General features: G+C 71.1%; 16 protein-coding genes, 1 tRNA gene and 1 pseudogene. 9 read left to right on the top strand and 9 right to left on the bottom strand.

The window, feature by feature from the left end; all coding sequences use genetic code 11:
• A pseudogene (locus RS82_RS00455) lies at window positions 1-487 on the bottom strand (hypothetical protein); the annotation flags it as partial.
• A 268-nt stretch (window positions 488-755) separates the two neighbouring features.
• Here RS82_RS00455 and RS82_RS00450 point away from each other — a divergent pair.
• From RS82_RS00450 to RS82_RS00430, 5 genes are all read left to right on the top strand, one after another.
• Window positions 756-1703: an SDR family oxidoreductase gene (locus tag RS82_RS00450; protein ID WP_045296142.1), complete on the top strand. Its 948-nt coding sequence runs from the start codon at window positions 756-758 to the stop codon at window positions 1701-1703.
• Window positions 1704-1772: 69 nt separating this feature from the next.
• Entirely contained in the window at window positions 1773-2618 is an 846-nt protein-coding gene (locus RS82_RS00445; protein WP_045296150.1) for a helix-turn-helix transcriptional regulator, read from the top strand.
• Between the two features lie 124 nt (window positions 2619-2742).
• Complete coding sequence (locus tag RS82_RS00440) at window positions 2743-4935, top strand: glycosyltransferase (RefSeq protein WP_045296141.1); 2193 nt, start codon at window positions 2743-2745, stop codon at window positions 4933-4935.
• The gene (locus RS82_RS00435; protein ID WP_045296140.1) at window positions 4932-6257 is read left to right on the top strand and encodes a glycosyltransferase; all 1326 of its coding nucleotides are present in this window, start codon (window positions 4932-4934) and stop codon (window positions 6255-6257) included. Before RS82_RS00440 ends, RS82_RS00435 begins: the two co-directional genes overlap by 4 nt.
• Before the next feature lie 27 nt (window positions 6258-6284).
• A complete protein-coding gene (locus RS82_RS00430) occupies window positions 6285-6815 on the top strand; it encodes a DUF1697 domain-containing protein (protein ID WP_045296139.1) in 531 nt (176 codons plus the stop codon).
• Window position 6816: 1 nt separating this feature from the next.
• On the opposite strand, the gene RS82_RS00425 is transcribed toward RS82_RS00430, so the two are convergent.
• The gene (locus RS82_RS00425; protein ID WP_045296137.1) at window positions 6817-7710 is read right to left on the bottom strand and encodes an aldo/keto reductase; all 894 of its coding nucleotides are present in this window, start codon (window positions 7708-7710) and stop codon (window positions 6817-6819) included.
• 140 nt (window positions 7711-7850) lie between these two features.
• On the opposite strand from RS82_RS00425, the gene RS82_RS00420 reads away from it, so the two are divergent.
• A complete protein-coding gene (locus RS82_RS00420; RefSeq protein WP_084695375.1) occupies window positions 7851-9110 on the top strand; it encodes a saccharopine dehydrogenase family protein in 1260 nt (419 codons plus the stop codon).
• 30 nt (window positions 9111-9140) lie between these two features.
• Here RS82_RS00420 and RS82_RS00415 read toward each other — a convergent pair whose 3' ends face one another.
• Entirely contained in the window at window positions 9141-10058 is a 918-nt protein-coding gene (locus RS82_RS00415; RefSeq protein WP_052676618.1) for a DMT family transporter, read from the bottom strand.
• 112 nt (window positions 10059-10170) lie between these two features.
• On the bottom strand, window positions 10171-11160 hold the full coding sequence (locus RS82_RS00410; protein ID WP_045296133.1) for an NADP-dependent oxidoreductase: 990 nt from the start codon (window positions 11158-11160) through the stop codon (window positions 10171-10173).
• A gap of 165 nt (window positions 11161-11325) precedes the next feature.
• Between RS82_RS00410 and RS82_RS00405 the strand changes: the two genes are divergently transcribed.
• A complete protein-coding gene (locus tag RS82_RS00405) occupies window positions 11326-11733 on the top strand; it encodes a DUF4383 domain-containing protein (RefSeq protein WP_045296131.1) in 408 nt (135 codons plus the stop codon).
• Entirely contained in the window at window positions 11730-12260 is a 531-nt protein-coding gene (locus tag RS82_RS00400) for a hypothetical protein (RefSeq protein WP_052676617.1), read from the top strand. The genes RS82_RS00405 and RS82_RS00400 overlap by 4 nt, the downstream gene beginning before the upstream one ends.
• Before the next feature lie 85 nt (window positions 12261-12345).
• Here RS82_RS00400 and RS82_RS00395 read toward each other — a convergent pair whose 3' ends face one another.
• The 5 genes from RS82_RS00395 to RS82_RS00375 all read right to left on the bottom strand — a co-directional run bounded on the left by RS82_RS00395 (window position 12346) and on the right by RS82_RS00375 (window position 15903).
• Complete coding sequence (locus tag RS82_RS00395; RefSeq protein ID WP_045296144.1) at window positions 12346-12936, bottom strand: fasciclin domain-containing protein; 591 nt, start codon at window positions 12934-12936, stop codon at window positions 12346-12348.
• Window positions 12937-13094: 158 nt separating this feature from the next.
• Complete coding sequence (locus tag RS82_RS00390) at window positions 13095-13862, bottom strand: anti-sigma factor (protein WP_045296130.1); 768 nt, start codon at window positions 13860-13862, stop codon at window positions 13095-13097.
• Window positions 13849-14400: an RNA polymerase sigma factor gene (locus RS82_RS00385; RefSeq protein WP_084695374.1), complete on the bottom strand. Its 552-nt coding sequence runs from the start codon at window positions 14398-14400 to the stop codon at window positions 13849-13851. The genes RS82_RS00390 and RS82_RS00385 overlap by 14 nt, the downstream gene beginning before the upstream one ends.
• Before the next feature lie 37 nt (window positions 14401-14437).
• Window positions 14438-15067, bottom strand: coding sequence for a class F sortase (locus tag RS82_RS00380; protein WP_084695373.1), 630 nt, complete (start codon window positions 15065-15067; stop codon window positions 14438-14440).
• Window positions 15068-15078: 11 nt separating this feature from the next.
• Window positions 15079-15903, bottom strand: a complete 825-nt coding sequence (locus RS82_RS00375) for a DUF4397 domain-containing protein (RefSeq protein ID WP_045296124.1) — start codon at window positions 15901-15903, stop codon at window positions 15079-15081.
• Between the two features lie 190 nt (window positions 15904-16093).
• Between RS82_RS00375 and RS82_RS21220 the strand changes: the two genes are divergently transcribed.
• A tRNA-Met gene (locus RS82_RS21220) sits at window positions 16094-16169 on the top strand.
• Window positions 16170-16537 lie beyond the last annotated feature (368 nt).

Here is a 16537-nt window from a genome sequence, read left to right as displayed (position 1 = left end):
CGGCCGCCCCGATCTCGTCGACCGTGCACCGGCCCAGCAGCGGTCTGAGCGCGTCGACGATCGTGGTCAGGGCGTCCGCGGAGAGCCGCCCGGATGCCAGCGCGGCCCGGGCGCGGTCGAGGGGTGCGGGGCGGGTCTGCCCGATCAGCGTCACCCGACTCGTGACCGCCTTCGCGTCCCGCAGCCGTGCCCGCGCGGTCGCTGCCGAGACCCGCGTGGCGCGTTCCACGAGTTCCTGCGCCGACCCGCACCCGTACTGCGCGGTGATCCGGTCGTCGCCGAACTCGGAGTCGGCACGCCGCCCCACCTCCCCGGCGAGCGCCAGCCGGGCGGCATCCGTGATCCGCCCCAATTGCTCGACGACGCCCAACGCGGCGACCAGATCACCGTGCGACAGACCCCGCGGCGCCTCACCACCGAGCGGCGCACCGAGCGTGTCGCCGAGCAGATCGGCGATGCCCCGGAGCTCGGTCAGCGGGAAGTTCATGCCTTCGATTCTGCCGAGGGGCTCCGACATTCCGACACCTCAAAACCGCAGGTCCGAGTCGCTTTTGTGGATAACCCCGAAGGGACCCGAATCACGACGTCCTGGGGAGGAATCGGCGCCGCGACTCCACCTCGCTGAGCCGCCACCGCCCCGCCCAGCGGGTACGTTCGTCGGTATCCGGGGATCCCCGATCCCCGGATGACCGCGCCCTGAATCCGCGCCGCCCCCGCGTCCAGCATGAGAAGCACCACCCCACACAGGAGCCCTCATGCCCACACCTCTCGACATCTCCGTTCCCGATCTCACCGGCAAGCTCGCCCTCGTCACCGGCGCGAGCGACGGCGTCGGCCTCGAGATCGCCGCGCGTCTCGCGCGCGCCGGCGCCGACGTCCTCATGCCGGTCCGCAATCCGCAGAAAGGCGAGGCGGCGGCAACCCAGATCCGACAGCAGACCGGAGCCCACAGCATCCGTGTCCTCCCCCTCGACCTCGCGTCGCTGGACTCCGTCGGAGCTCTCGCCGCGCGGCTGAACGACGAAGGCCGCCCGATCGACCTCCTCATCGCGAACGCCGGCGTGATGAACCCGCCGACCCGACAGCTCTCCGCCGACGGGTTCGAGCTGCAGCTCGCGACGAACCACCTCGGCCACTTCGCGCTCGTGGCGCAGCTGCTCCCGCTGCTTGTCGAGGCGAAGGCGTACATCACCAGCCAGGTGAGCATCGCCGCCGATCAGGGCGCCGTCAACTGGGACGACCCGAACTGGGAGCACGGCTACGACCCGATGACGGCGTACAGCTCGTCGAAGATCGCGTTCGGCCTGTTCGCCATGCAACTGCAACGGAAATCGGATGCGGCGGGCTGGGGCATCCGCAGCACCCTCTCGCATCCCGGCATCACGCCGACGAACCTGCTCGCGGCCCAGCCAGGCATGGGGCGTTCCGCCGACACGACAGCGGTGAAGTTCATCCGGGCGATGTCGCGGCGCGGCATCCTGTTCGGCACTCCCGCGTCGGCCGCGCTGTCGGCGGTGTACGCGGCGACAAGCCCCGACGCCCGCGGCGGTCACCTCTACGGGCCGAGGGGCTTCCGCCGCCTCAGCGGCCTGCCCGCGGAGCAGCCGATGTACTCTCGCCTGCGCGGCGAGGCCGACGCTCGTCGCGTGTGGGAGCTCTCCGAGCAGCTCACCGGCGTGCGCGTCGCGACGCCGGGTCGCTGAGCGAGCGCCGCAAAACGGTGGGATCGCCGCTCCCTGGATGAGGAATGAAGGATGCCGCAGACTCAGGTCATGGACAGAGCACAGCTCGCCGACTTCCTGCGTCGCCGCCGCGAGGCGCTGCAGCCCGAGGACGTCGGGCTGCGCCGCGGGTCTCGACGCCGCACGGCGGGCCTTCGGCGCGAGGAGGTCGCCGTCCTCTGCGACATGTCGACCGACTACTACAGCCGGCTGGAGCAGGCCCGCGGCCCGCAGCCGTCGGAGCAGATGCTCGCCGCGATCGCTCGCGGGATGCGGCTCACGCTCGACGAGCGCGACCACCTGTTCCGGCTCGCCGGTCACACGGCACCGGCTCGGGCACTGCGCAGCGAGCACGTCTCGCCCGGCCTCATGCGCATCCTCGACCGCCTCGCCGACACCCCCGCGCAGGTGATGACCGAGCTCGGCGAGACGCTCGCGCAGACGCCGGCGGCCCGCGCGCTGTTCGGCGACGAGACGCGCTTCGAGGGGTTCGCCCGCAGCGTCGGCTATCGCTGGTTCACCGATCCGTCGGCGCGCACCGTGTACCCGATCGAGGACCACCCGATGCATTCGCGCGCGTTCGCCGCCGAGATCCGCACCGCCTACGCGAAGTTCGGCGCCGACTCCCGCTCCGGGGCGATGGTGTCGTCGCTGCTGCAGGAGAGCCCCGAGTTCGCCGAGCTCTGGGCCGAGCACGAGGTGCGCTCGACGCACGCGCGCGAGAAGCGCCTGCAGCACCCCGAGGTCGGCGTGATGGACATGCAGTGCCAGTTCCTCATCGACCCCGAGCAGGGACAGACGCTCCTCGTGCTCACCGCGACGCCCGGCACCCCGAGCTACGAGCGGCTGCAGCTGCTCTCGGTGATCGGCACCCAGGAGATCGCCGCCGGCCGCTGAGGTCGCGCCGGTCGCCGGGTTCGCCTGCACCGGCCGGTCCATCTTGTCAAGAACCCCGTCCGCGCCCCCCGGCGGCATAGCCTTTCGACAGCACGGGCGCCCCGTGCGGTGAGTGAGGTGGAACGTGGGCGTTCAAACCGCGATGGACGACGTTCTCGACGCCCCGACGATCGTCAAGGCGCTGCTCGCCGCCGACGACCTGGCCTTCGAAGCCGGCCGCGATCCCAGCGTCCGCACTCTGCGGGTGCTGTCGACGGCGCTCGCGGGCACCGACGACATCGCCGCCATCGCGGCGGTGCACGCGCTGGCGGAGATGCACGACGACGAGGCGCAGCGTCAGCTCGCCGCCCTGCTGTCGGACGAGCGGCCGTTCATCCGGGAGCATGCCGCGTGGGCGCTCGGCCAGAGTCTGCCCCGGCCAGAGGCCGTGGGACGCCTGCTCGCACTGGTCGCCGCCGGCGGGTTCACGGGCATGCTGGCCCAGCACACCATCGAGAGGTGGTCGGGCCACGCGAGCGACACGATCGCGATCGGCATCGAGGCAGCGCTGCTGGGAATCACGGATGCTGCACCCCGAGCAGCGCTCGTCGAAACCCTCGGGCTCGTGACTCAACCGGTCGCTGCGCGCCTGCTGCGCGAAGTGGCGTCGGATCCCGCCGAGCACGATGCGGTGCGCGCGACCGCGATCGCCGCACTCGGGCAGCGCCGCGACACCGCGGGGCTCGAGGAGGAGCTCGGTGCGCTCCTGGCGACCGGCGGTCCTCTCGCGCCGATCGCTCGCCTCGCACTGATCGACCTCGACCCCATGCCCGGCGCGAGCACCGCCCCGCCCGCATTCCGCCTTTCACTCCCGGACCGGACGCCGCGAGCGCTCACGGTCGCGCAGCTCTTCCTGCATGCCGACATCGACCCGGCGCTCTCGGCAGCCGGAGCAGGTGACAACGGCGGAATCGCCACCTTGCTGGTGCGCCTCGGCGATGCGCTGATCGCGACCGACGACTGCCCGGTCACGCGGGTCCTCACGCTGTCCCGCGGCCGCCTCGGGCAGAGCACCGTCGACCTGCTCCAGCTCGCCGGCACTCCGACCGGCCATCTCTACGGGCACATCCCCCTCCCCGATGAGCCGGTGGCGTCCGCAGCCGCGTGGCCGTATCGGGTCGCCGCCCGGCGCGGCATCCGTCGCATCCTCCGCGCCGCGGTCGACGTCGACGTCCTGCACCTGCGCATGGCCGACGTGGGAAGCCTCGCTGCCGCGGACGTCGCCAGGGAGCTGGGCATCCCGACGATCTTCACCGTCGCGCCGGATCCGCACAGCGTGATCCAATCACTGCAGGATTCCGGCGCCCTCACGCGCGCGAGGTTCGGTGAGGCCGACCTTCGCGAGCACTTCTGGTTCCGGGTCCGACTGGTCAAGGAGCTCGCGGCATCGGCGTCTCACACTGTGTTCTTTCCGCGTCCGAACCTCGTCGACGAGATGCAGGAACTCGTGGGAATCGACATGACGTCGCGCAGCGAGCGGCACACCGTCGTCGCGGAGGGGGTCGATCTCGCGGTCATCGACAGGGCGGTCGTCCAGGCGCGGACAGCGGCCGGTCCGGCTGCGACGCCGGCGCACAATGCGTTCGCCGAACTCGAGGCGCTGCTGGGCTGTCTCGACGCAGATCGCCGGGGACTGCCGCTGCTCGTCTCGGTGGGGCGTCTGCACCGGGTGAAGGGGATGGCCTCTCTCGTCGAGACGTGGGCGCGATCGCCCCTCGCCGACCGCGCGAACCTTCTGATCATCGGAGGCGACCTCGAGAACCCGTCCCGGGATGAGCAGGGCGAACTGGATCGCATCGCCGCCGCGGTACCCCCGCACGAACGCGCGCGCCGCGGGCTGATCCTTCCGGGTCATCGCCCCAACGACGTCGCCGCGCGCTGGATGGCGGCGGCGAGATTCGGGATGCCGCGGCTCGCGGCCGTCGGCGGCGTCTACGTGTGCGCCAGCCTGAAGGAGGAGTTCGGCCTCGCGGTGCTCGAGGCGATGGCCACAGGTCTCGTGGTGGTCGCCCCCGACGGCGGCGGGCCCGCGACCTACGTTGACCACGGCGACACCGGATTCCTCACGGCGACGTGGGACTCCGACCGTCTCGCGTGTGCCATCGCGGCGGCCCTGGACCGTGCAGCCGACGCCGACGAGGACCGCGCGGTGCGGGCACGCGAGGTCGTCGCATCGAAGTTCACGATCCAGGCGATGGCTGCCACCCTCGCCCCGATCTACGCCTCGGTCGTCGCGCAGGAGGCCGAGCTCGCGCAGGCGACGAGGCAGCCCGCATGACGCTCCTGGTCATCAGTCCCGACTACGCCTCGCACCTCCTGCCGCTCGCGACGCTCGCGACCGCGTGGCGCGACGCCGGGGAGCACGTCGTCGTCGCCACGGGGTCGGCGACGGCGCCGATCGTCGCCGACTTCGGCCTCGAGCGCGTCGACCTGCCCCTGGGCAGAGGTGCGAACGCGGGCGTGATGCGCACGCGTGAGCAGCAGACGGCGGAGGCGGCATCTCTCGAGCGCTTCTTCGACGCCACCCGTCGCGGGATGATTCCCACCCTGATGTACCAGGCCCGCGAGCGCCTGACCGACCTGATGTGGCGGCCCGAAGAGCGGGCGCGAGCGACGCTCGAGGTCGTCGATCAGGTTCGCCCGGATGCCATCCTCGTCGACCACCTCGCGTTCAGCGCCCGCCTCGCTCTGCACACCGCCGGCATCGACTACGCGGATGTGGTGCTCGGCCATCCCTCCGCGCTGCCCGTGGCAGGCGAGGTCTACGGCTGCCCGCCGGCCTGGCCCCGAGCGTTCGACCCCGACCCCACCGAGCTTGCGCACCTGCGCCGACTCTGCGTCGAAGTGTCCGACCGCTTCGCGCATCAGTGGAACACCGCGGCTCGGACGCTCGATCCGCGAGCCGACGAGATCGCCGATGCGTTCGCGCTTCACGGCGACGTGGTGCTGTACAACTACCCCGCCCTTCTGGCGGACGACGGACGGATGCTGCCGCCCCACGTCTTCCTCGGCTCGACGCGCCGCGACGAGCGCGACGATCCCGAGGTCGACGAGTTCCTTCGCGACGTCGCGCCGTTCGTCTACGTGAGTTTCGGCAGCTTCCTGTCGGTGCGGGGCGACGTGCTGGCGCGCGTGGCGACGGCGATCGCGCGGACGGGGCTGCGCGCGGCGATCGCGATCGGCGCGACTCCGGCGAGCGCTCTCGGGCCGGTTCCCGGAGGCTGGCTGGTGCGCGAATACCTGCCGCAGGTGCGCCTGCTCGACCGAGCGGCCGCCGCGGTCACCCACGGCGGCAACAATTCCGTGACCGAGTCGGTCGGGCCGGGTGTGCCCGTTCTCGTGCTTCCGTTCTCGACGGACCAGTTCGCCGGCGCCGCAGCGGTCGAACGCTCCGGCACCGGCTTGGCCCTCGCGCCGAACACCGCGACCCAGCACGAGCTCAGCGAGGCGATCGCTGCTCTCGCTGATCCCACGTGGCCGGGCCGCGAGGCGCTGCGCACAGAGGCAGCCGCGCAGCACGAGCGGCCTGGGCCGACCCTGGCCTTCGCCGCTCTGGCCGCCTCGCGCGCCGGCGCGGTCGAGAACCGCATCTCCCGGTAGCCGGAGCATCGCACGTACTCTCGGCGTATGCGCTGCGTCGCCTTCATGCGGAACGTCAACCAGGGTCAGCGCGGCCATCCGTCGACCGTCGACATCGTCGCCGGCTTCGCCGACGCAGGGTGCCCCGACGTTCAGACCTTCCAGAGCAACGGGACGATCCTGTTCGACTCCGACGACCCCGCAGAAGTCGTCGAGGGCGCAGAAGAAGCGATCGCGGTCAGATCCGGCCACGAGCGCGACATCCTCTGGATCGCGCTTGCCGACCTCGTCGCGATCGTCGACGAACACGGCGCGCCCCACGATTCCCGTGGGTACGAGTTCACCCTCCACCGAGGCGGAACGGTCGACAACCGAGCCTCCGACGCGATCAGCCTCATGACCCGAGCCCGCTGCGAGATCGTCGACGCCGGACCCGGCTGGGCGCTCGTCCGCAACGACGTCGACGGCCAGGGCAACGCCACTCCGGTGCTCGAGCGCCTCACCGGCGACCGGGCGACCTCCCGCGGGCTGCCCACGATCCTCCGCCTGGTCGCCCGCTTCGGTTCCCCAGCCGGATGAGTCAGTCGTCGAAGATCCCCACCGACTCCGACAGCCGCGTGACCTCGTCAGCGCCGAGCTCGAGGTCCGCCGCCTGAGCCGAGTCGGTGATGGATGCCGCACGCCGAGCTCCCGGGATCGGAATGACGTGCGAGCCCAGCGCCAGTTCCCACGCGAGCACCGCCTGCTGCGGGCTGACGCCATGATCCTCGCCGACCTCGCGGAACGCCGAGAACCGGTCGCCGACCCTGCGCGCTCCCCCGCCCGTGCCGCCCAGCGGGCTCCACGGCAGGAACGCGATCCCGTGCTTCTCGCAGAAGCGCAGCTCGTCGATGCTGCCCGGATGCTTCGGCGAGAACTCGTTCTGCACGCTCGCGAGGTTGCCCTCGCCGAGCACGTCGATGGCGATCTGGATCTCCTCCACGCTCGCGTTCGAGATGCCGACCGCGCGGATGAGGCCATCGTCCTGCATCGCCTTGAGCCCCGCGATGATGTCGCCGTAGACGAGCCAGCGGTCAGGACGGTGGTACTGGTAGAGCTCGATCTGGTCGACCCCGAGGATGTCGAGCGACCTCTCGGCCGCCGAGCGGAGGTACGCCTCCGACCCGTCGCGGCCCTTGGAGCCGTCTTCACCGAGCGTGATCCCGCCCTTCGTCGCGACGAAGATGCTGGACGCGTCGCCGTCCCACGTGCGCAGCGCCTCGGCGACGATGCGCTCGTTGTGCCCCATCTCCTCACCGTCCGGCGCGTAGATGTCGGCGGTGTCGATGAGCGTCACGCCGGCGTCGAGCGCTGCATGGACCGTCGCCACCGCGTCGTCGAACGACGGGTACACCTTGTCGTTGTTCATCGACAGCGGCATCGCGCCGAGCCCGATCGCCGAAACCTGTCGCCCTGCCAGCGTGCGCTGCTTCATCGCATCTCCTTCTCGCATACCCCCAGCCTGCCAGGGTCGTGCGACGCCACGCAGGGGCTCGAGAACCCCAGGCCGAGCCCTTGCGCATCGAGGTGCAACCCGCTGTCGTTTGCGCGCAACCGCGCCTACGCTCCCGAAGCATGACGACGAATGACCGCGACCACGACATCGTCCTGCTCGGCGCATCGGGCTTCGTCGGCAGATACACCGCGCGCCATCTGGCGCGATCGGCGCCCGACGGCGTGCGGATCGCCATCGCCGGCCGCTCCACCGCCCGCCTCGACGACGTCAGGCGCGAACTCGCCGTCGACTGGCCGATCATCGAGGTCGACACCTCGGACGATGCCGCCGTCGGCCGGGTCGCAGCATCCACTTCCGTCATCGCCACGACGGTCGGGCCCTACCTGCGCTACGGCGCGGGCGTTGCGTCGGCGAGCGCCCGCGCCGGCACGTCGTACGCCGATCTGTCGGGCGAGAGCATCTTCGTGGCGCGGAGCATCGAACGCAATCACGCCGTCGCCGAGACCACCGGCGCCAGGATCGTGCACTCGTGCGGGTTCGACTCGGTCCCGTCCGACCTCGGCCTCGGGCTCGCCCACGCCGCCGCCGGCGGTGTGCCGATCGTCGCGGCGACCCTGACGGTGCGGTCGCTGCGCGGCGGCATCAGCGGCGGCACGATCGACTCGCTCCGCCAGCAGCTGAAGGAGACGAAGAGGGATGCCTCGACCCGCCGCCTCCTCGCGAACCCCTACGCGCTCACGCCCGGGCCATCCGTGCGTCTGCCCGGCCACGCCGGCAGCGGCTGGGGCAAGGTGCGCGGAACCTGGCAGGCGCCGTTCGTCATGGGCTCGTACAACCAGCAGATCGTGCAGCGCAGCAACTACCTGACGGGGTGGAGCTACGGCCAGCTGATGCAGTACCGCGAGGTCGTGGCGACCGGGCGCGGCCCTGCCGGACTCGCGCGCGCCATGGCAATCGCTCTCGGGACGGCGGGGCTCGTGGGTGCGCTGGCGTTTCCGCCGACGCGCGCCGTCGTCGACCGGGTGCTTCCGTCTCCTGGCAGCGGACCCAGCGCTGAGGCGATCGAGCACGGTCGCTTCGTCCTCGAAGTCGACGTGTACCCGGTCGAGGGCCGGCCGGTGCGCACGCGGATCGCCGCGCCGTACGATCCCGGCTATGGCGGCACCGGCGTGATGCTCGCCGAATCCGCGCTGAGCCTCGCGCTCGATGACCTCCCCGCCCGCGCGGGCGTTCTGACCCCGATGGTCGCGATGGGAGAGCACCTGGCCGGACGACTGCGCGCCAGCGGCTTCACCCTGGATGCGGGAGCGTTGCCTCAAGCCCCCGGTCGTCGAGCGAGCGAAGCGCGTCGAAACGCCCCGGACCAGCGAGCAGCCTAGTCCCCCGCGGCATCCGTTCCTCCCCCGTGGTCAGCCTCCGAGCGATGCGTCGCTCGCGCTCCTCTGCTGCGCCCTGGCGAGATCGATCACGCCCCACACCGCCACCGCGCCGGCAGCCGCCAGCACGAGCAGCGACCAGAACGGCGCTCCGGTCGCCTCGCCGAGGATGGTGATGCCGAGCACGACGGCCACGAAGGGGTCGATGACCGTGAGCCCGCCGACGACGACTTCAGGCGAATTGACGGTGTGCGCCCGCTGCACGAGGTAGATCGCGAGGCCGCCCGAGACCGCGATCCCGATCAGGCAGGCCAGGGTCAGCAGGTTCGAGGAGTCGAGGCGGTAGTCGCCCTCGGCGAGGACCGTCTGCACCCGCAGGATCACGGTCTTGCCCAGCGTCGCGACGAAGCCCGAGAACACGCCGGCGGCGATGACGATCAGCACGGCGGGTCCGCGGCGTCCGCGCTGAACGACGGCCACGATGATCGCGACGCAGAGCACGACGGCGAGCGCGAGCAGGATGGCGATGAGCTGGCTGTCGTGGATCGTGCGCTGGGTGCTCACCAGCGCAGCGACGCCGACGAAGGCCGCCACCCCGATGACGCTCGTCGCGATGGCACGCATCTCTGTGCCGGAGGGCTTCGTGTGCGTCGCGCGGGCCGTGAGCAGCGAGGCGAAGACGAGTGCGACGACACCGACCGGCTGCACCACGATGAGCGGAGCGAACGTGAGGCTCGCCAGCTGGAGCAGGATGGCGCCCCCGATCAGCAGCGCACCGATCACCCACGGGCCGTTGCGCAGCAGGGCGAAGAACTGCCTGGCGCCGAAGGATCCGGTGGCGCCGCTGCGCACCCCGCGCGCCTGCATCATGTTGCCGAGCGCCAGAGCGGCGGCCGAGGCGACGGCCAGGACGATGCCCAGCACGGGGAACGACGCGATGGTCGACGGCACCGGTCCCCCTCTCCGCAGTGCTCTCACGCTACACAGCGAGGTCCTCGGTGAGCGGACTCGCTGCCGGACGGCACGTTCCCCGCCCCCGCCGCATCCTTCTCACGAGGTCGAGTCAGGGCATCCGCTCGAACACCTCCCGCGCTCGCAGCGTGCGCGCCCGCGTGACCGGACGGGTGGCCAGGACGATCTTCCCGCGCGCATGCAGCTTGGCCAGGTCCTCGAAGGCGTCCACGATGTCCTCGATGGGGTACAGGCCCGACACGAGGAGACGGAACGCTCCGGCGCCGGCGAGGTCCACCACGCGCTGCAGCACCTGCGTCGCGTGCGAGACGGACTCGGCGTCGTCGCGGAGCAGCCGCAGCTCGACCTGGCGCCTGTCGGCGCTGGAGCGGTAGCACTGCGGAGGAACCCCGAGGGCTGCCGCGACCTCCCTCCCGTCCTTGCCGAAGTTGTCGATGTACGCGGTGACCGGTGCGCCCGCGGCACGCCGGATCCGCTCCGCCATCCCCTCGCCGTACCGCACAGGCGTGATGCCCAGCTGCCGCAAGTAGTCGAAGTTGCGCTCCCCGCACGTGCCGATCACCCGAGCGCCGCGGTACTTCGCCACCTGCGCCTCGATGCTGCCGACACCTCCCGCCGCTGCGGAGATGACGACGGTGTCCGAGGGGCCGATCCGAAGGTCGTCGAGAGTCTCCAAGGCGGTGGCCCCAGCGAGGAACAGACCACCGGCGACCTCCCACTCGATCGCCACGTGCTTGGCCACGAGCTGGTCCGCCGGCACGACGATGTGGCTCGCGTGGGCGCCGGTCCTGGTGTGCCCGACGACGTTCGCACCGACCCTCAGCGCGGTCACGCCCGGCCCGCAGCGGCGGACGATCCCCGCGAAGTCGCTGCCGGACGACCGCGGCCACGGGTCGTCGTGCCACGTGTCCTCCTTGCCGTTGCGCAGGAAGGCGTCCATATGGTTGATCGCCGTCGAGATCACCTCGACCAGCACCTCTCCCGGCCCGGGAGCCGGCATCGGGTATTGATGACGCTTGAGTACGTCTGCGTCGCCGTAGTGGGTGTATCGGTACGTGAATGCCTCCGTCGGTGCTCGCATCGCGATCCCCTCCTGCCGTTCCCTCGAGGCTCGTCATCGAGCCTCGAGGATGTATTCCGGCGGACGGGCGGTCATGGATGCAGCCGCAGCATCCCATCCGATTCCGAACCCGCCCCGAAGACCTTTCACAGCGCGGCAGATCGCCGCGGGAAAGAGAGGTCTCTCATGGGCTCGTCACCGAACCGCATCGTCGCCACGGTCTTCGGCGCCGTCTACCTCCTCGTCGGCCTTCTCGGGTTCTTCGTCACCGGTCCCATCAGCTTCGTAGCGACCGAGGGCGGGCTGCTCCTGGGCATCTTCGAGGTCAACCCGCTGCACAACGTCGCCCACCTGCTCATCGGAGCGGCGCTGCTGATCGCCGGCATCGCCGGTGCGCGCCCGGCCAAGATCGTGAACATCACGGTCGGCGCCGCGTACCTGCTGCTGGGTGTCGTGGGCTTCTTCCTCGTCGGCACGCCGGCGAACATCCTCGCGCTCAACGCGCCCGACCACTTCCTGCACCTCGCGAGCGCCATCGTGCTGCTCGGCGTGGGCCTGGCCGCCGAGCGGTCATCGCAGGTCGCGACGGCGTGAGCGAGCTTCGGGGGGACACGACGGGGCGCGTCAGCCGCGCCCCGTCGTGGGTGCCGGTCGGCGCGTGGGGCTTCGGGCTCGTCGCCGTCGGGCTGGGGGCAGCTGCGATGGTGGCCGTGCAGGCCGACCCGCTCTCACAGGGGCTCGGTGTGGCGTCGGCCGCGGTGGGGCTGGGAGCTCTCGGGTGGGGCGCCACGAGTCTCCACCTCAGCCGGACGCCGACGCCGCGAACCGCGGTCGCCGGCCTGTTCGTCGGGATGGGCGTCGCGGTGGCGCTGCTCGCGACCGCGCCCGGGCGTGCGAGCATCCTCGCCGTGGTCCTCCTGCTGGCGCTCGGCGTCGCCGTAGCCTGCGGGATCGTGCGAGGGACGAGGCATCCGTCCCCGCGGTCGAGTCTGTGGGGCCTGGTCGCTGCGGCGGCGCTGGTCACCGTCGTCGTGGTGCCCGCGCTCGGCGTCTGCCAGGGCGCGGCGCTCCTGGACGCCGACGGCACCGTGCTGCCCGTCGGCACCCACCACGGACATTGACGGATGCCGCGACCACGGCGGATCCCGGCGGCAGGACCATGGTGGCCTCCCCCGCATCCGAGGTCCACCACGGTCGCGGTCGCCGTCAGGAAGCGGGAACGAGGACGCGATCGATCGTGTGGATCACGCCGTTGGTCGCGGGGATGTTGATCGCCCAGAACACCAGCCGCGGGTCGCTGAGGGCAGGTGTCTCATCGCGCAGGTTGATTCCGCGGGGCTTGACGATGCCGCCGTTCGCCATCGTCAGCGAGCGCGACGTGAGGACCTTCACCGGGCCGAGCTTCTCGCCCGCGACCACGTGGTAGAGCAGGATGTTCGAGATCTGCTCCGTGGTGAACGTCGACGTGATGGCGGCCAGCGCGTCAGCCTCGCTGGCAGGCGTCGTTCCCGTGAGGTCGGTCACGAGCCGCAGGAACGCGCGGTCGTTCGGCGCGAAGACCGTGTAGGTCTGGCTCGTATCGGCGAGCGCCCCGTTGAGCCCCGTGGCCAGCACCGCCTGAACCAGGATGTCGTAGTCCCACGGATTGGCGTCGGGGGCGCCACCGCCCGATGCGGCGACGGCGACGTCCACGATCGTGCCCGCGGGGGCGCCCCCACCGTGAGCCTGCGCGGGCGTGGCTGTGAACACGAGAGCCAGGGCGGCGACCGCCGCAACGGCCAGGCGAGACTTCTTCATGGTTCCGATCTCCTTCGATGCGATTCCCGGCACCGTCCGGACGAAGGGTGCCATAGAGGTATTCGCCCGAAGACGCGGGGACGGATGCAGCAGCCGGGAGTTTCGTTCCGGATCCGCGCGCGCACCCTCACCCCGGCGCCTCGCCGAGGGGCGCCGGGTCAGCTGAACTCGAGCTGCCCGCGCACGATCGAGTCGCCGGAGTGGGTCGGATCTCCGTCGAGCGGCTCCTGCGAGATGTCGACGAGCACGTAGTCGCGCAGATCGACGTCGGCCGGAACCACGAACGTCCCCTTCTTCCCGTCGAGCTCGCCGAGACTCACCAGAGCCGAGGCGTCCGCGGTGATCAGCCAGACCTCGCGGAACCCGTCGCTCTCGTCGAAGTCCTCGACGTTCACGGTCAGCGTGCGCTCCCCGTCCGAGAGCTCGATCACCTGCGCGGTGCCGGCGGCGCCGGGGTGATCGGGGAACGCGGCCAGGGTCGCCGACGCGATCTCGACCGACTGCGGCGCCCTGACGAAGCTCCAGACGCCGACGATCGCCAGGACGGCGGCGATGCTCGCCGCCAGGGCGAACAGCATCCGTCCGCCTCGCAGTCCGCCGCGCCGCTTCGGCTGTTCGTCTGCGACAGGTGGCGCGTCCGCGGGAGCGGCTGAGGGCGGCGGCGACCCCGCTGGCGCCGGCGCGCCCACCTCGGATGCCGCCGGCTGCGGCGACCGGACCTCGTCGAGGATGCGATCCCAGACCCGCTCCGGAGGCGTCTCGAGCTCGCCCAGGGTCATGGTGGACCGGCCGACCGCCACGGTGTGCTCGAGCTCCGCCAGCTCGATCGAGCAGACGTCGCACGTCGCGACGTGCTCCTGCTCGGCATCCGTCAGCGGTTCTCCGACGGCGACCAGCGCAAGACGCTCGGGGTCAAGGTGCGACATGGGACACCTCCAATCGGTCGCGCAGCCGGGTGAGACTTCGGCGGATGTGACTCTTCACGGTACCCAGCGGCATGTCGAGGCGCGTCGCGATCTGCTGGTGGGTGAGGTCGTCGTAGAACGCCAGCCGCACCACGCGCTGCGCATCGGGCTCGAGGCGGTCGATCTCGTCGGCGAGCAGCATCCGGTCTCCGAGATCGATCTCCGACGAGAGCGGCTCCTCGGTCACCGCGAACCGCTGCAGCTTCTCCTGCAGTTCGCGCACGCGCCGGCGCGCATCGAGGGTGTCGGCGATGCGGCGGCGGGTGATCGTGACGAGCCACGTCGAGAGCCGGCCCTTGGCCGGGTCGTACGACGCCCGCGAGGTCCATGCCGAGACGAAGGTCTTCTGCGTCACGTCTTCGGCATCCCCTCTGTCGCCGAGCACCCGCAGCGCGAGGGTGAACACGATCGGCGACCATCGTCGGTAGATCTGCTCGAGGGCGCGTTCGTCACCGGCGGCGAAACGGCCGCACAGCTCGCGCTCTTCCTCATCGTCCACGCTGATTCCCCTCTGCTGGTCCGGCGCCTTCGCCGGGTCACGTGATCGGGGTCGCGATCGCGACCACGTTATCCGTGTAACGGCCCGTGCGGGAGTCGAACTGTCCGCCGCACGTGATCAGCACGAGGCTGCGCGTGCCCGAGCGGGCGAACAGCTCGTCGACCGGAAGCTCCGCCTTCGGGTAGTAGGTGACGCTTTCGACGGCGTACTTGCGCGTGTCGCCGGCGGCATCCGTCACTTCGACGACGTCCCCGACGGGAAGGTCGCGCAACCGGCTGAACGGGCCGATCGGGTACTCCGGGGAATCGACGTGCGCCGAGATCACGACATTGCCGTCGGATGCCGCGGGGTCGGCGCCGAAGCGATACCACCCGCCGATCGCGGGGTCGGCCGGCAGCTCCATGAAGCCTCCGGCCTCCACACCGACCGGCACCACCGGCACGTCGACGTCGATGGAGGCGGCGACCACCCTGACCGGCGGCAGGCGCCGCCGTGGGGGTGAGGGGGTGGCCGCCGCGACCGGCACCTCGACGGCGGGCGTGGGGAGCGCCGTCGCCGTCTGAGAAGGTGCCGGCGCCGACGGGGCGGCCCCTGGGGACGAGCCGCACCCCGTCAGCGCGAGGGCGATCGCGAGAGATGCTCCGACTCCTGCGATCGCCCTGACCATGTCGCGGTGCTTCAGCGCCGTGCCCTGCTGCGCGCGACGACGAGAGCGGATGCCGCCACCGCCGCGGCGACGACGACACCGCCGATCGCCCACATCCACTGCTGGAACATGTCGCGCTGCGCGAGCTGGCCGCCCGTGCCCGAGTTCACGCCGTCCGGTGCCGAGTGCAGGCCCGTGACCGTCTGAACCGCGAGCGCGAGGTTGTCGTCCTCGAGGCTCCCCCACGCGTAGGCGATCGTGAGCACGCCCTCCTGCACGTCGACGGGCGCCGGGCCGAGCACAGGATCGGTGGTGCCGGCCGCGGCCACGGAGGCCTCGATCGTTCCGGCGGGCAGGTCCAGCGACGCCTCGTCGGGGTTCGCGAGCCCCTGGATCACAGCCGTTCCACCGGCGAGCACATCGACGGCGGGCGCGGCCGCGACGTGCCGCACGGCGAGGCGTCCCTCCCCCGCCGCCGTGGGCGACGTGTCGTTGACGTACGGAGTCACCGTCGGCGAGCCGGATGCGTCGAGGTGCGCGACGGCCGTGTAGTTCTTGCCGGATTCGAGCGTGAGGGTGACGGGGCCGAGCACGGGGGAGCTGGCATCGGTGGCATCGGGCGCCGTCAGCGCGACCTCGTACGCGCCCGCGGGCAGATCGAGCGGGCCGGCGAGGTCGCCGGGCTGGAAGTCGTCGAGCGTGAGCGCGCCGTTGACGTAGACATCGACAGGCGTGTCGGGAATGCCGTGCAGGACTGAGAGCACGGCGTTGGTGTTCGTGGCTGCGCTTGCAGGGATGCCCACACCGAGCGCGGCGACGATGCCGGCGGCGATTCCCGCGAGAACCTTCTTTCGCACAGTGTTCCTCCTTCTCCGGGCGGCCGGTCGCCGCGTGTTTGAAGAGTTCTTCCGGCGGGAGGGGAGGTTCGGATGCAGGCGGGGCGGGGTTTCTCTCGCGCGGGTGCGCGTGGCGTCACATGTCGTCATCGCTCGACACGCTCAGACACTCAGAGGCGATCCCCGCGGACGGCGGTTAGCGTGGGGTCATCGCGGCGATCCGGGCGGTCCCGGGCTCCGGTTCATACCCGGGAGCGTTGCGGGTTCGACTCCCGCCGTCGCGTCCACGTCCGAAGGGCCGCGATTCCAGTGTTTGCAAAGGATCGCGGCCCTTCGCGTCTCGGTCGAAATTTGGTTTTGCCCACATTTTGCCCACACTTTTCGAGGCGCAGAGCGTCGTGATGACTCTCAGGACATCGGGAAACAGCTCTGGCCACACCGGTTCGGTTGCGACGTTCGATCCCGAGCATCATGTGCGAGCACGAGCCGTGCCGTGGGGACGAGCGGTGGGCCGCCCCTTTCGCGAATTGTCGGCGGCGCTGCAGAACTGGTCGATTCCGGCGCTTGAAAAGTGAACGGTTGCGGGCAGTCTAGTCAGGCGTTTCTGCGGTGGTGGTGCGGATGCTGGGGAGGCTGTCGATGCCTCGTCCGCGGA

Source organism: Microbacterium trichothecenolyticum, assembly GCF_000956465.1.
Taxonomy (GTDB): Bacteria; Actinomycetota; Actinomycetes; order Actinomycetales; family Microbacteriaceae; genus Microbacterium; species Microbacterium trichothecenolyticum.
Note: the sequence above shows the minus strand (reverse complement) of the source record. Positions and strands in the feature narration are given on the sequence as shown.